The sequence below is a fragment of the Flavobacterium sp. LS1R10 genome, from assembly GCF_003968825.1.
Classification (GTDB): Bacteria; Bacteroidota; Bacteroidia; order Flavobacteriales; family Flavobacteriaceae; genus Flavobacterium.
In genome coordinates this window covers 400056-416126 of sequence record NZ_RYDH01000002.1, presented here as the reverse complement: position 1 = coordinate 416126, position 16071 = coordinate 400056, and the positions used below count along the sequence as shown (strand labels likewise).

12 protein-coding genes are annotated in these 16071 nt (G+C 34.5%); 9 read left to right on the top strand and 3 right to left on the bottom strand.

The features are described from left to right. The first annotated feature begins 8 nt into the window (after positions 1–8). The 6 genes from EKL96_RS06940 to EKL96_RS06915 all read left to right on the top strand — a co-directional run bounded on the left by EKL96_RS06940 (position 9) and on the right by EKL96_RS06915 (position 8701). Complete coding sequence (locus EKL96_RS06940) at positions 9–3005, top strand: glycoside hydrolase family 3 N-terminal domain-containing protein (RefSeq protein ID WP_126459996.1); 2997 nt, start codon at positions 9–11, stop codon at positions 3003–3005. Positions 3006–3149: 144 nt separating this feature from the next. Beyond that, positions 3150–3770 (top strand): phosphatase PAP2 family protein, encoded by a 621-nt coding sequence (locus EKL96_RS06935; protein ID WP_126459993.1) that lies wholly within the window; start codon positions 3150–3152, stop codon positions 3768–3770. A 46-nt stretch (positions 3771–3816) separates the two neighbouring features. Then, the gene (locus tag EKL96_RS06930) at positions 3817–4998 is read left to right on the top strand and encodes an MFS transporter (protein WP_126459990.1); all 1182 of its coding nucleotides are present in this window, start codon (positions 3817–3819) and stop codon (positions 4996–4998) included. 1 nt (position 4999) lies between these two features. Beyond that, positions 5000–7012 (top strand): heavy metal translocating P-type ATPase, encoded by a 2013-nt coding sequence (locus tag EKL96_RS06925; protein WP_126459987.1) that lies wholly within the window; start codon positions 5000–5002, stop codon positions 7010–7012. A gap of 77 nt (positions 7013–7089) precedes the next feature. Continuing rightward, a complete protein-coding gene (bshA, locus tag EKL96_RS06920; protein WP_126459984.1) occupies positions 7090–8223 on the top strand; it encodes an N-acetyl-alpha-D-glucosaminyl L-malate synthase BshA in 1134 nt (377 codons plus the stop codon). A gap of 46 nt (positions 8224–8269) precedes the next feature. Beyond that, positions 8270–8701, top strand: a complete 432-nt coding sequence (locus EKL96_RS06915; protein ID WP_126459981.1) for a protease complex subunit PrcB family protein — start codon at positions 8270–8272, stop codon at positions 8699–8701. A gap of 46 nt (positions 8702–8747) precedes the next feature. On the opposite strand, the gene EKL96_RS06910 is transcribed toward EKL96_RS06915, so the two are convergent. Together EKL96_RS06910 and EKL96_RS06905 are read right to left on the bottom strand one after the other, a co-directional pair. Next, complete coding sequence (locus tag EKL96_RS06910) at positions 8748–9257, bottom strand: hypothetical protein (RefSeq protein WP_126459978.1); 510 nt, start codon at positions 9255–9257, stop codon at positions 8748–8750. Positions 9258–9360: 103 nt separating this feature from the next. After that, entirely contained in the window at positions 9361–10200 is an 840-nt protein-coding gene (locus EKL96_RS06905) for a UDP-2,3-diacylglucosamine diphosphatase (RefSeq protein WP_126459977.1), read from the bottom strand. A gap of 183 nt (positions 10201–10383) precedes the next feature. Between EKL96_RS06905 and aroC the strand changes: the two genes are divergently transcribed. The 3 genes from aroC to EKL96_RS06890 all read left to right on the top strand — a co-directional run bounded on the left by aroC (position 10384) and on the right by EKL96_RS06890 (position 14201). After that, on the top strand, positions 10384–11445 hold the full coding sequence (aroC, locus tag EKL96_RS06900; protein ID WP_126453382.1) for a chorismate synthase: 1062 nt from the start codon (positions 10384–10386) through the stop codon (positions 11443–11445). A 109-nt stretch (positions 11446–11554) separates the two neighbouring features. Then, on the top strand, positions 11555–12835 hold the full coding sequence (locus EKL96_RS06895; RefSeq protein ID WP_197037191.1) for a dicarboxylate/amino acid:cation symporter: 1281 nt from the start codon (positions 11555–11557) through the stop codon (positions 12833–12835). 79 nt (positions 12836–12914) lie between these two features. Continuing rightward, positions 12915–14201: a dicarboxylate/amino acid:cation symporter gene (locus EKL96_RS06890; RefSeq protein WP_126459974.1), complete on the top strand. Its 1287-nt coding sequence runs from the start codon at positions 12915–12917 to the stop codon at positions 14199–14201. A 537-nt stretch (positions 14202–14738) separates the two neighbouring features. Here the strand turns inward: EKL96_RS06890 and EKL96_RS06885 are convergent. Continuing rightward, a complete protein-coding gene (locus EKL96_RS06885) occupies positions 14739–15992 on the bottom strand; it encodes a DEAD/DEAH box helicase (RefSeq protein WP_126459971.1) in 1254 nt (417 codons plus the stop codon). Positions 15993–16071 lie beyond the last annotated feature (79 nt).

The window sequence follows — 16071 nt, the reverse complement described above, 5'->3', positions numbered from 1 at the left end:
ATAGTCAGATGAAAAAGATAAGCATCAGAAATAGTTTTTTTTATGTCTTATTTCTTTTTATTGCTGTTGGTTGTGTTGGTACAAAAACAAATAAGAATAAAGTAATTGTAACCAACATTCCGTCCAAAATTGAAAATTTAGACAGTATTGCTTTAAGTAATATGCCCACACTTTTTGAGTTGTCTCCTCAAGGCAACAAATGGGTTGATAGTGTTTACAGTGCAATGACTTTAGAGGAAAAATTTGGACAATTGTTTATGGTTGCCGCTTATTCCAATAAAGATTCGACGCATATTAAAGCTATTGATACACTCATAACAGATCATAAAATTGGAGGATTAATTTTCTTTCAAGGTGGACCTGTTCGTCAGGCAAAATTAACCAACCGTTTTCAATCCAAGTCAAAAACTCCATTGTTTATTGGTAGTGATGCGGAATGGGGTTTGGGCATGCGATTGGACTCTACCTACAGTTATCCCTGGAATATGACTCTTGGAGCCATCCAAGACATGAAATTATTGGAGAAAGTAGGTGTTCAAATAGGACAACAAAGCAAGCGATTGGGATTGCAATTTAACTTTGCTCCAATTCTTGATATCAACTCCAATCCTAAAAATCCTATCATAGGTTTTCGTTCTTTTGGTGAAGATAAATTCAAGGTTACAGCACATGCTATTGCTTTGATGAAAGGGGTGCAAAGTCAAGGCATATTTTCAACAGGAAAGCATTTTCCGGGACATGGCGATACGGATACGGATTCTCATAAAAAATTACCGACCATAAATTACTCAAAAGAACAATTACAAAACCTAGCGTTTTATCCTTACAAAAAAATGTTTCATGAAGGACTTTCGTCCGTTATGGTAGCCCATTTAAACGTTCCCAGCATAGAACCAAGACCTAATTTTCCTTCCTCAATTTCCTACAATGTGGTTACTGATATTCTTCAGAAAGAATTGGGTTTCAAAGGACTTATTTTTACAGATGCTTTGAATATGAAAAGTGTAAGCGAATTTAAATTACCCAGTGAAATCAATTTTGAAGCTTTTATAGCCGGTAATGACGTGCTGCTGTTTCCTGAAAATGTTCCTGCTGCTATTGAGAAATTTAAATTTGCGTATTCTATAAATTTATTTACGGAGGAACGATTGGCTTTTTCCGTAAAAAAAATTCTGAAATTCAAGTACAAAGCGAATTTGAATAATTTTAAACCAATTGCCACTGAAAATTTATACACCGATTTGAATTCAGTTGAAAATGAAGCTTTACACTATGAGTTGTATGAAAATGCAATTACCGTTCTAAAAAACACGGCTGCTGTTTTGCCGATTAAAAATTTGGACAAACAAAAAATCGCTTATGTAAAAATGGGAGATGACAACAATGATGTTTTTGTTTCAACTTTAAAAAAATACACTGAAGTAACTGTGATTTCAGATGTGAATTTGGATAGTCTTCAGGTGAAATTACACCCTTTTACAACCGTAATCATTGGTTATCACAAATCAGATGTTGCTTTTAGTAATCATGATCTAAGATTGGATGAGTTGGCAAAAATTAAATTTCTAGCCCAAAATAATACTGTAATTCTGGATGTTTTTGCAAAACCATACGCTTTATTACCAATTATAAATTTTGAAGATATTGAAGGTTTAGTTGTTTCTTATCAAAATAGTGCAGTTGCACAGGTCGTTTCGGCAGAACTAATTTTTGGGGCTATTGAAGCCAAAGGGAAACTACCGGTTTCTATTAATACTAGTTTTAATGTAAATGATGGTTTGCCAACAGAAAAATTGAATCGGCTGGGATTCACAACTCCAGAAAATGTTGGGATGAATTCAACGATTTTATCAAAAATTGACAGTATTGCTACTAAAGCAATTGACGCTAAAATGACCCCTGGAATTCAGGTATTGGTAGCCAGAAAAGGAAAAGTTATTTATCAAAAATCATTCGGTCATCATACGTATGATAGAACGATTAAAGTGCAAGACTCCGATATTTATGATGTTGCCTCATTAACGAAAATTATAGCTACATTGCCTAATGTGATGCAGCAATACGATCAGCAAAAAATAAATTTGGAAACAACATTAGGATCAATGTCTCCTATTTTTAAAGATTCCAATAAGGCAAATATTAATTTCAAGGATTTATTGTCGCATTATGCAGGTTTAGTAGCAGGAATACCATTTTACAAGGCTACAATGAATAAATCGCAATCTCCTTCTGATGTTTATTTTAGAAAAATTGCTGAAGAGCAGTTTTCGAAAAAACTAGGAGACAGTCTTTTTATACGAAATGATTTTAGTGACACAATTATGAAAATGATTGTTGAGAGTAAACTGTCATTAAAAAAAGAATACAAGTACAGTGATCTTACTTTTATGATTCTGAAGGATTATTTAGAAAAGACAACGGGTAAACCATTAGATGTTTTAATTCAAGAAAATTTCTATCGTTCACTCGGGATGAACAATTCAAGTTTCAATCCATTGACTAAATTTGATAAAAACAGAATTCCGCCAACGGAAACAGATACCTATTTCCGTCGTCAACTTTTACAAGGATATGTCAATGATTTGTCCGCTGCTTTAGAAGGTGGGGTTTCAGGTCACGCAGGTGTTTTTTCGAATGCTATGGATGTGGCTAAAATAATGGAACTTTATTTACAAAAAGGAAATTATGGAAACCGGCAATATTTTTCTGAAAAAACATTTGATGATTTCAATACGTGCTATTTTTGTGCCGCCGGAAATAGGAGAGGAGTGGGCTTTGATAAACCACAATTAGGTGCTGTAGGACCTACGTGCGGTTGTGCTTCAATGACGAGTTTTGGTCACACTGGTTATACAGGTACAATGGCTTGGGCTGATCCTGAAACGCAAATTGTTTATGTGTTTTTATCTAATAGAACTTTCCCAATTGCAAGTGAAAATAGATTATCGAAAGAAAATATTCGGGAAGATATCCAAAGGGTAATTTATGAAGCGATTATAAACTAAGCAAACGTTAACGTAATAATAAAATAGTTCAAATGAAATTATAGTCAATTTCATTTGAACTATTTTTTTTAAAATGATTTTGTTAGAAGTGTTTCGTTACAAAGTTCACCTGTATTATAGTATATTTGAGATAAAAACAATAGGATGAAAAATAAGAATACTGTAATTGCAAAAATCAATTTAATTGTATGGCTTTTTTGCATGACTTTTGTAAATGCTCAAAATAATGATATAAATATTCTACGAGATATCAATGTTGATCGAAATAAGAATTTAGATCCTACTTTTAAATTAATAACGAATAGTGCGGTTCCCATCGGTCTTGTTACTCCTATTATTATATATTCGGTTGGTTTATTAAAGAAAGATAATGCCGCCAAGAAACAGGCAATTTTTGTTGGAGAAGCATTCTTAGTAAATGCATTTATTACTACCGCTTTGAAACATACTATAAAAAGACAGCGACCATTTAAAACCTATCCTGATATTGATCAAGCAGCGTCGACCGTGGGTTATTCATTTCCTTCGGGACATACTTCGTCAGCTTTCGCAACGGCAACGTCACTTAGTTTAGCGTATCATAAATGGTATGTTATTGCACCGTCTTTTGTATGGGCAAGTGCCGTGGGATATTCTCGAATGCACTTAGGCGTTCATTATCCAAGCGATGTAGTGGCAGGAGCCGTTTTAGGAAGTGGGTCGGCCTACCTAACCTATAAGGCTAATAAATGGCTTAACAAGAAAAGATCAAGAATGGAAAAATAACGGTTTATACTGTTTACTGTTCTATGAAAACGTAAAATAATTCAAAATGAAAAGATTAAATTATATTTCAAAAACAGTCTGGATAGTATCACTGGTTAGTCTATTTACGGATACAGCGAGCGAAATGCTTTACCCAATAATGCCTATATACCTTAAATCGATTGGGTTCTCGATAGTATTAATTGGTGTTTTAGAAGGCTTTGCCGAGGCTTTAGCTGGATTAAGTAAAGGATATTTTGGTAAGTTATCTGATAGTTCAGGTAAACGTGTTCCATTTGTGCGTCTGGGCTACGGTTTAAGTGCTATTTCAAAACCCATGATGGCGGTATTCGTCTTCCCTCTTTGGATATTTTTTGCCAGAGCAATTGATCGTTTCGGAAAAGGAATTCGTACTGGTGCAAGAGATGCGATTTTATCTGATGAAGCAACTGCTGAAACGAAAGGAAAGATATTTGGATTTCATAGATCAATGGATACGTTTGGTGCCGTTCTAGGACCTGTTATGGCTTTGATTTATCTGCATTTTTATCCACAACAGTATAAAATGCTTTTTTATGTTGCTTTTATTCCAGGTTTACTAGCGGTATTTGCTTCTTTTTTGCTTAACGATAAACTTAAGGTACAGGCAAAGGAGGTAAAACAGATTTCGTTTTTCTCGTTTCTTAGCTATTGGAAAACAAGTCCTGCACAATATCGAAGAGTAGTAACAGGACTATTAGCTTTTGCCTTATTCAATAGTTCCGATGTTTTTTTACTTTTAAAAGCGAAGCAAGCAGGTTTAAATGATACTGTGGTAATAGAGATTTATATTTTTTACAATTTGGTTTATGCTCTTTGTGCATTTCCATTAGGAATTTTTGCTGATAAAATTGGATTGAAGAAAATGTTTACTTTTGGACTTTTTCTATTTGCAATTGTCTATTTTGGAATGGCATTTACTAAAAACAGTTATATTATTGGTGGATTATTTTTAATTTACGGTGTGTATGCTGCTGCAACCGAAGGGATTTCGAAAGCATGGATCAGTAATATTTCTGATAAAAAAGATACTGCGACTGCTATTGGAACTTATTCTGGATTTCAAAGTATTTGCGCCTTATTGGCCAGTTCTTTTGCCGGGGTCCTTTGGTATCAATTTGGTGCGAATACTACATTTTTTATTACTGGGATAACCACATTACTTATTATTATTTATTTTTCGTTTTTCATTAAATATAAAACAATTTAAAATGGCTTCCCAACACAAAACTTTACCTGACAACAAATGTTGCGCAGTAGAAGAAAAAAAAGTAAATAAAGCAGAGCAAGATGCAGGATGTTGTTCCTCTCACAGTGAGTCAGAAAATCACGATGAGGAAGATCACGATCATTCTAACGGAAATGAAAGCACCCTCAGAATGTTTTTACCATCTATAATTAGTTTTATAGGATTGCTGATTGCTTTATTATTTGATAATTACTTTCCTCAATCTTGGTTTAATGGTTGGTTTCGAATCGTTTGGTATGTTGCAGCTTACATTCCGGTAGGGCTTCCAGTTTTGAAAGAAGCTTACGCTAGTATTGGTAAAGGAGCTATTTTTTCTGAATTTTTTCTAATGGGAATAGCTACATTAGGTGCGTTTGGAATTGGTCAATATGCCGAAGGAGTGGCTGTCATGTTATTTTACTCCATTGGTGAATTATTCCAAATGCTCGCCGTTAAAAGAGCAAAATTAAATATAAAATTATTACTGGATCAAAGACCTGATGTTGCAAACGTTGTAATGGGACAAAATGTGATTGCAATTAAAGCTTCGGAAGTGGCTATTGGAGCTGTCATAGAATTAAAACCCGGAGAAAAATTAGCATTAGATGGAATGTTGCTTTCGGATTATGCCACTTTCAATACTGCTGCATTAACAGGCGAAAGCAAACCGGATTCTAAGTCAAAAGGAGATACAATTCTTGCCGGAATGATCAATGGCACTTCTATTGCTCAAGTAGAAGTGACTACTGCATTTACAGACAGCAAATTATCTAAAATCCTCCAGATGGTGCAGGATGCCACTGCTAAAAAAGCACCAACAGAATTATTTATTAGGAAGTTTGCTAAAATATACACGCCAATAATAGTGTATCTCGCTATTGCTATATGTGTAGTGCCAATCTTATTTGCAGAAACGTATATATTTAAGGAATGGCTGTACAGAGCCTTACTGTTCTTGGTGGTTTCCTGTCCGTGTGCCTTGGTGATTTCCATTCCGTTAGGGTATTTTGGCGGAATTGGCGCCGCAAGTAAAAACGGAATATTGTTTAAAGGATCTACATTTCTGGATACTATGGCAGCTATTCAGGTAGTGGTGATGGATAAAACAGGGACTTTAACCAAAGGCGTTTTTAAAGTTCAGAAAGTAGTGTCGATAGGAATTCTGGAGTCTGATTTAGTTAACTATACTGCAGCAATTGAAGCTAAATCGACGCATCCGGTTGGTTCCGCAATAGTAGAATTTGCCAAAAATCCTAAAAATGAAATTGTTGTTTCTAATTTCACTGAGATTCCAGGCCTTGGCTTGCAAGGTGTTGTAGATGGAAATGAAATCTTGGTGGGAAGTCCTAAACTGATGAAAAAATTCCATATTGATTATGACACGGATCTTGATGCTATTCCGTACACTATTGTTGTAGTTGCCATCAATCAAAAATATACAGGTTATTTTCTTGTTGCCGATGAAATAAAAGAAGATGCAAAAGTGGCTATTGAAAGTTTACATAAAATAAATATCAAAACAATATTACTTTCTGGGGACAATCAAGCGGTAGTTTTGGCTGTAGCCAAAGAATTAAATATTGATGAAGCTTACGGAAATTTGTTGCCAGAAGATAAAGTCAATAAAGTAACCGCACTTTTAAACCAAAAATTAAAAGTTGCATTTGTTGGAGACGGAGTAAATGATGCTCCAGTCATTGCTCTGGCAGATGCGGGAATTGCTATGGGTGGTTTAGGAAGCGATGCTACTATTGAAACGGCTGATATTGTCATTCAAAATGACCAGCCCACTAAGATTTTTACCGCTATCACCATTGGAAAAAAAACAAAACAAATCGTTTGGCAAAATATTGGATTGGCTTTTTCCGTAAAACTAATAGTTCTCATTCTGGGAGCTGCTGGACTTGCCTCTATGTGGGAGGCGGTTTTTGCAGATGTGGGGGTGGCCTTATTGGCGATTTTAAATGCCGTTCGAATTCAGCGAATGAAATTTTAAATTTGTATTGCATTTAACTTAAAATTCCATAAAACACATTCCTATTTTTCTTAATTTCGTTTCATTAAATTAAATACATGAAAATTGCAATAGTTTGTTATCCTACCTTTGGAGGTAGTGGTGTTGTCGCTACAGAATTAGGACTGGAATTGGCTCGTCGTGGGCATGAAATACATTTCATAACTTACAGTCAGCCCGTACGTTTGGCACTTTTAAGTCCAAATGTGCATTACCACGAAGTAAATGTGCCTGAATATCCATTGTTTCATTACCAACCGTATGAATTGGCCTTATCGAGCAAATTAGTCGATATGGTAAAATTATATAAAATAGAATTGCTTCATGTACATTATGCTATTCCTCATGCCTATGCGGGCTATATGGCAAAACAAATGCTGAAAGACGAAGGCATTGATATTCCAATGGTGACAACATTACACGGAACAGACATCACCTTGGTAGGGAATCACCCGTTTTATAAGCCAGCAGTCACTTTTAGTATCAATAAATCAGATTTTGTTACCTCAGTATCCCAAAGTTTAAAAGACGATACGCTTAAATTATTCAATATAAAAAATGAAATTGAGGTTATTCCTAATTTTATTGAATTGAATAAAAATACAAATAACCTGAACATTCCTTGTCAACGTTCAGTCATGGCCAAGGAAAATGAACGAATTATAACGCACATCAGTAATTTTAGAAAAGTAAAACGAATTCCGGATGTCATTAAAATTTTCTATAATATTCAAAAAGAGATTCCGGCTAAATTGATGATGGTTGGTGATGGCCCTGAAAAAGAAAAAGCAGAATATTTATGTCAGGAATTGGGTATACTAGACAAGGTAATCTTTTTTGGTAACAGCAACGAAATTGATAAGATTTTGTGCTTAACTGACTTGTTTTTACTCCCATCTGAAACAGAAAGTTTTGGTTTGGCAGCCCTTGAAGCTATGGCGTGTAAAGTTCCTGTTATCTCTAGTAATTCAGGCGGTTTACCCGAAGTTAATTTTGAAGGCATTTCCGGCTATTTAAGTGATGTAGGAAATACAGAGGAAATGGCTCAAAACGCATTGAAAATTCTAAAAGATGATTTGACGCTTGCTAAATTTAAAGAAAACGCATTAGCTGTTGCCAAACAATTTGACATAAAAAATATTTTGCCCCTTTACGAAGAGTTATATCAAAAAGCCATTAATAAATACTTATAGACACACAGGAATTATTTTTGAAATTATTAAATGTAAAAACATAAAAATGAAAAAAGTAATGCTGTCGTTCTTTGCTATAACTGTCGTTTCCTGCGGTAGCGTTTCTTTAAAAAGTACAGATGCCACTACAGCGCTATATGAAGTTTTGACTCAGCAAACTAATGGTGGAGCTAGTATCCGTTTTTTTGAGATTCTTTCTGAACCAAGCGAAATTAGAATGCTGCAGAATGATGCAAACTTAAAAAATAAGATTAATGCTAATGATATTCTGAATGCTAATTTTGTTGTTTTGAATATGGGAGAGAAAACCACTGGCGGATATGCCATAGGAATTGATAAGGTAATTGAAACGGATAAAAATATAATTATAACAGTTCAAGAAACAAATCCTGAGTCGGGTAGTATGGTGACACGAGCTTTTACGACTCCTTTTTGTGTTGTGAAAATAAATTCCAAGAAAGAGATTCTTATAAAATAAAAAATGCCACTATTTCTAGTGGCATTTTTTTTATTCTTTTTAAATATTAGAATTGGTATTTAAGAGCTAAAGCTACATCAGAACCGTAATTGTTTCTGTAATAGTCGCTACCACCAAACTCTGGTCTGAAATCTAAAGAGATTAACAATGGAATATCAAAATTATATTCGATACCTATATCTCCGGCAACAAATGCGAAAGTTCCATTATTATAATTTCTATTATCATAATAATCTCTATTGTAGTTTCCTACACCACCACCAATACCTGCATACCAGTTGAATCCACCATCAATGTTCCATACCCACTGATACAAACCAGTTAATTTGATGGCATTGTCATCATAATTATCATTGTTATAATTATTTCTGTTTCTCCAACCTAAGTCTAATTCTAAACGATTGTTATCGCCTAAACCTCTTTGATAGGTGATCTCAGTACCAAAACCACCACTGTCACCAAAACGAAGGCCTAGTGCATTTTTTGAAATCTCTTGTGCTTGTGAGGTGAATGCTAATCCAATTAGCATTATAACCGATAAAATAATTTTTTTCATAAGTAAATTTTTATAAATACAAAGATATTACTAACTTTGAGATTAAATTTACAAAATTAATTGTAAATGTTTCATAATTCACACTTTTGATATAAAACCACCATTAATCTAAAATAGTTTTTTTAAAGAAAATAGCAGGTGTAACATACTGAGTACTGATTAAATCCTCCATCTCAAAAAGATTTTCATCTTCAGCATAATTAGTTTCTGAGTAGTGAAATAATTTCCAACGTTTTTTATTGTATTCCAATGCGGTTAAATTCTCCACCCAATCCCCGGAATTCAAATACAAAGTAGCTCCGTTTTTATTCTCTTTTTTGATTATTTTTGGCTCGTGAATATGACCGCAAATTACATAATCGTAGTTGTTTTCGATGGCGAGTTCCGTGGCTGTTTTTTCAAAATCCGAAATGTGCTTTACTGCCTTTTTTACACCAGCCTTTATTTGTTTAGAAAAAGAGTAGGGTTCTTTCCCTATTTTTGATAAGCACCAATTTACAAATCGGTTCAAAAGTATCAGATAATCATATCCTAAACCGCCTAATTTTGCAATCCATTTTGAGTGTTGTACGGAAGCATCAAAGACATCACCGTGAAATATCCAGGCTTTTTTGTCATCAAGATCCAAGACTAACTTGTCCACCAATGCAAAATTACCCATACTCATATCGCTAAACTTTCGGAGCATTTCATCATGATTTCCAGTAATATAATAGACTTTTGTTCCCTTTGAAGCAAAACTGATGATTTTTTGGATAACCTTTAAATGCGCTTTGGGAAAATAGGATTTTCTAAATTGCCATACATCAATAATATCTCCATTTAAGACTAAAATTTTAGGTTTAATTGCAGATAAATAATTATAAAGTTCTTTAGCATGACTTCCATAAGTCCCCAGATGTACATCAGAAATCACCACTAACTCGACTTTTCTTTTTTTCAAGGTATTTGAATTTGAATTTTATCAAATTAATGGAATTCTACTGAATTGAAATGCGATTAAAGGTTAATAAATAGTTTTCAATATTAATTTAAAGTCAATAAATAGGTATTGCTATTCAAAAGTTTAGTGGTTAAAATTTTGAACTTTAAACTAAAATACTACTTTTGTTCAAAACTAATCAGTATGGCAGGAAATAGCTACGGAACACTATTTAGAATAACAACTTTTGGAGAATCTCACGGTGACGCTTTAGGAGGGATAATAGACGGTTGTCCTCCCGGAATAACAATAGATTTAGAAGCAATTCAATTTGAAATGTCCCGCAGAAAGCCAGGCCAATCAGCAATAGTTACTCAACGCAAAGAACCGGATGACGTTCAATTTCTTTCCGGAATCTTTGAAGGTAAAACCACCGGTACACCCATAGGTTTTATTATTCCTAATACCAATCAAAAATCAGATGATTATTCTCATATAAAAGACAATTACAGACCCAGTCATGCGGATTATGTGTATGAAAAAAAATATGGGGTTAGGGATTATCGTGGCGGTGGACGCAGTTCTGCGCGGGAAACTGCCAGTAGAGTTGTGGCGGGAGCTGTAGCAAAACAAATGTTGCCAGACATAAAAATTAATGCGTATGTTTCTTCTGTAGGACCTATTTTTTTAGACAAACCCTACCAAGATTTAGATTTTTCGAAAACCGAAAATAATCCGGTTCGTTGCCCAGATGAACAGGCAGCGGTAATCATGGAAGAATATATTCGTGATATCCGAAAACAAGGGGATACTGTGGGCGGAACCGTAACCTGTGTGATTCAAAATGTACCTATTGGTTTAGGAGAGCCCGTTTTTGATAAGCTTCACGCAGAACTTGGCAAAGCAATGCTTTCTATTAATGCCGTAAAAGGATTTGAATTTGGAAGTGGTTTTGAAGGCGCTAAGATGAAAGGAAGTGCGCATAATGATTTATACAATGCTGACGGAACGACAAAAACCAATCTTTCAGGTGGAATTCAAGGAGGAATCAGTAACGGAATGGATATTTATTTTCGCGTGGCTTTCAAACCTGTGGCCACCATTATGCAAAAACAAGAATCACTGGACAATAAAGGCAATATTACAGAAATGACTGGAAAAGGGCGTCATGATCCTTGTGTAGTACCGCGTGCTGTGCCTATTGTTGAGGCAATGGCAGCCATTGTATTAGCTGATTTTTATTTGATAAATAAAACATATCAGTAGTAATTGTTGATACTTTTTATGTTTTTTACAATACCATTTTTTACCTGACTGCGAGCAAAAAATTATTTTTTATAATCAAGGTTGATCCTACAATCTAATAACCAATTTAATGAATATGAATACAACTAAAAAGCCGTCCTTTTTTTCAGGATTAACAGGGCAAATATTAATAGCTATGGTTTTGGGTGCTATTTTAGGCATTATCATTCATAATTCTATTTCACCGGAAGCAGCTCAAAATTTTAGTAACAAAATTAAAATTCTGGCTACTATTTTTATTCGACTGGTTCAAATGATTATTTCGCCATTGGTATTTACGACGTTGGTGGTAGGAATTGCGAAACTTGGGGATATCAAAGCGGTGGGGAGAATTGGAGGAAAAGCGATGGGATGGTTTTTTACAGCTTCATTTATCTCTTTGTTATTGGGGATGTTTTTTGTAAACATACTAGAACCGGGAGTTGGCCTTAATTTATCAAATGTTGATATGGGATCAGTTTCAGAAGTCACAGCGAAAACACAAAACATATCTTTTGAAAACTTTATTGAGCATATAGTACCTAAAAGTATTTTTGAAGCAATGGCTACTAATGAAATTTTACAAATTGTAATATTTTCGATTTTCTTTGGTCTGGCAGCGGCTGCATTAGGTGATTATGTGAAGCCAGTGACAAATGCTTTGGATAAAATATCTCATATTGTTCTGAAAATGGTAAACTACGTTATGAAGTTTGCCCCAATAGGAGTATTTGGTGCTATAGCAGGAGTATTTGCGGTTAGAGATTTTCAGGAATTGGCAATTACCTATTTCAAGTTCTTTGGTTCTTTCTTAATTGGAATTTCCTCACTTTGGGTCGTGTTGATTGTTGTGGGGTATGTATTTCTAAAAAGCAGAATGACCGTTTTGCTAAAAAGAATTGTAAGTCCATTGATTATTGCTTTTGGAACAACCAGCAGTGAAGCTGTTTTTCCAAAATTGACCGAAGAATTAGAACGTTTTGGAGTCAAGGACAGAATTGTTTCTTTCATGTTGCCGCTCGGGTATTCTTTTAACTTGGATGGAAGTATGATGTACATGACTTTTGCCAGTATTTTTATTGCGCAAGCCTACGGAATTGATTTGGATTTGGGTACGCAAATGACCATGCTTTTAGTTTTGATGCTTACCAGTAAAGGAATTGCAGGAGTACCAAGAGCGAGTTTAGTGGTTGTTGCTGCAACTTGTGGTATGTTTGACATTCCAATCGAAGGAATTGCTTTAATTTTACCTATTGACCATTTTTGTGATATGTTTCGTAGCGCAACCAATGTGTTAGGAAATGCTTTAGCAACTTCGGTAGTTGGAAGCTGGGAAAAAGACGAGGATTCCGAACCGGTTTCATTAGACTAAATAATAAAAAACTCCTCAAATAATGAGGAGTTTTTTTTTGTAAAATATCAGTTTGTCTGATTCAAATGAATTTAAAATTATGAAAAAACTTGCTTTACATTGGAAAATTCTTTTAGGAATGATTCTAGGACTCCTTTTTGGATTAGTAATGAAAAACTTAGAACAAAAAGGAATCGTAATTGACTGGATAAAACCTTTTGGAACTATTTTTATAAACTTACTCAAAATGATTGCTGTTCCCTTAATTGTGGTTTCATTGATTGTTGGATTAGCAGATTTAAAAGATATTTCTAAACTTTCTAAATTAGGGGGAAGGACAGTCTTTTTTTACTTATGTTCCACAGTAATAGCAGTCATTATTGGTTTGTTGTTAGCCAATTTAATTAAGCCCGGAACTTACATTAACGAAGAATCCAGAATAAGCTTACTTGAAAATTTTTCGGTTGATGCTTCTCAAAAAATTGAATTGGCGGTAAAAGCTAAAAATAGTGGGCCACTGCAACCTTTGATAGATATTGTACCAGATAATTTTTTTAAAGCTTTAAGTGATAATGGAAGTATGTTGCAAGTCATTTTTTTTGTTATTTTAATTGGGATCGGTCTCATTTTAATTGAAGAAAAAAAATCAAAACCTGTCGTTGATTTCTTTAAGGGATTGAATGATGTAATTCTGAAAATTATTGACATTATCATGCTTTTTTCACCAGTTGGTGTTTTCGCACTGATGGCCGCACTGATGGTCGAAATTCCAGATTTTTCAACATTAGGAGCGCTGGGAATCTATGGATTAACGGTTTTGCTTGGCTTGTTTTTGATGATGTTTGTGTTTTATCCAAGCTTATTAATGATTTTTGCAAAAGTAAATCCAATACAGTTTTTTAACGCCATTGCGCCCGCCCAATTATTGGCTTTTTCAACAAGTTCAAGTGCAGCTGCACTGCCCGTTACCATGGAATGTGTTACCGAGCGTTTAGGAGTTGATGAAGAGGTTTCCAGTTTTGTTTTGCCTCTGGGAGCAACAGTAAACATGGATGGAACTAGCTTGTATCAAGCAGTAGCTGCGATATTTATAGCTCAAGCAATGCTTCCGGAAGCTTTAGACCTCAGTACACAATTGATGATAGTTGTTACTGCAACACTGGCTTCTATAGGATCAGCAGCGGTTCCTAGTGCCGGAATGGTGATGCTTGTTATTGTTCTTGGTCAAGCTGGAATTCCAGAAGCTGGGCTAGCGCTTATTTTTGCTATTGACAGACCTTTGGATATGTGCAGAACTGTAGTCAATGTAACAAGTGATGCAACTATTGCAACTATTGTCGCCAAATCTGTAGGGAAATTAAATAAACCAAAAGAAATTAATTTTTAACTAATAGTTCTTTGTACACCATGAAGTGGATTTAATATATTTGAAATTCATGAGACTTCAAAATAGTTCACTTTTGACACTTAATTGATTAAAATAAATTATTATTTATTGGTGCATAAATTCATATTTGATTAAACTTAATCACTTATGAATCAGGTGTGTATTGTGTTATTAATAGTGTTTGTATTTAACTTTTTCAGTGATGACGTACTTGCACAAACGTAAACGGCATGAAACAATGAGATCGTAAAATTAACGGATCATGCGTCACAATACCTGAAGAATGCTGATTTCGAAAAATCCTTGAAAATTTCGAAAATTGCCTTGTACAAAGCCATTACTCAAAAGAATAAATTTTCTATAGTAATTTCTTTAGTACATGACAAAAATAGATAGTATTGAAATTCAAGAAGATTAAGGTCATTTAATTCAAATAATATTTAATTAAAACGCTTAAAAACAACATGTTAACGATAAATCACTTTTTAACGACAGTTAAAAAGTGATTTATTACAGATGTAAGTCAGTATAACGAATTTAATACCAGCGTTTTTTATTTTGTTTGGAAACCTCTGATTTTCTTGATTTATGAGCTCCACCACTGCGGTTTGAGTTCTTTTGAGTTCCCGCGGGAGCGGTTTCAGGACTTCCTGAATGCCAACCGTATGGGTGATCACTTACGGTTTTTACATCTACTTTTATTAATTTCTGAATGTCTTTCCAATATTGGTGCTCATCTTTGCTACAAAAAGAAATTGCAACACCTTCATTTCCGGCACGACCGGTTCTGCCAATTCTGTGTACATACGTTTCGGGAATATTGGGTAAATCAAAATTAATGACAAATGGTAATTGATCAATATCAATTCCTCTGGCTGCAATATCAGTAGCCACTAAAACATTCACTTCTTTATTCTTGAATCCTTCTAAAACGCGTTGTCTGGCATTTTGAGACTTGTCACCATGAATCGCTTCGGCAGCAATATCGTGTTTGCGCAATGCTTTTACAACGTTGTCAGCTCCGTGTTTTGTTCTTGAAAAAACCAAAACATTAGACAGTTTTTCGTTTTTAATTAAATGATACAGCAAATTTCTTTTTTCTGCTTTTTCAACAAAATATACGCGTTGTTCTACGTTTTCAGCTGTAGAAGAAACAGGAGATACGGTAACTGTTGCAGGATCTTTCAGAAACATTTCGGCTAATTCTCTTATGGCCATTGGCATTGTAGCCGATAAAAATAAGGTTTGTCTGTTATTAGGGGTCAGTTTTACAATTTTTTTGACATCATTTACAAATCCCATATCCAGCATCTGGTCCGCTTCGTCAAGGACTAAAGTATGCAAATGGTCTAAATCGATGAAACCTTGTTTGACTAAGTCTAGCAAACGTCCTGGAGTAGCAATCAGGATATCAATTCCTTTTTTTAGCATTTCTACCTGTGGCACTTGAGAAACGCCGCCAAAAATAGTAAGTTGCACTAAGTTTGTATATTTTCCATATTGGTCAAAATTTTGTCCAATTTGAACGGCCAATTCTCGGGTTGGGGTGATGACTAAAGCACGGATTGGACTTGCTTTTTTAGAGGACCCTACTATTCTATGCAATTGATGAATAATAGGAATGGCAAATGCGGCCGTTTTTCCGGTACCGGTTTGGGCACAACCAATCATATCCCTACCTGATAATACGATTGGAATGGCTTGTTCTTGTATTGGAGTTGCTTCTAAATAGCCTTGTTCAAATACGGCTTTTTGTATACTTTTTGAAAGTGGTAAATCTTCGAATAACATATTTTAAATATTAAATATCATGTATTAAGTACATAGATAGTGCTGCAAAGGTAGTGTTATTTATCGATTAGGTTAATAG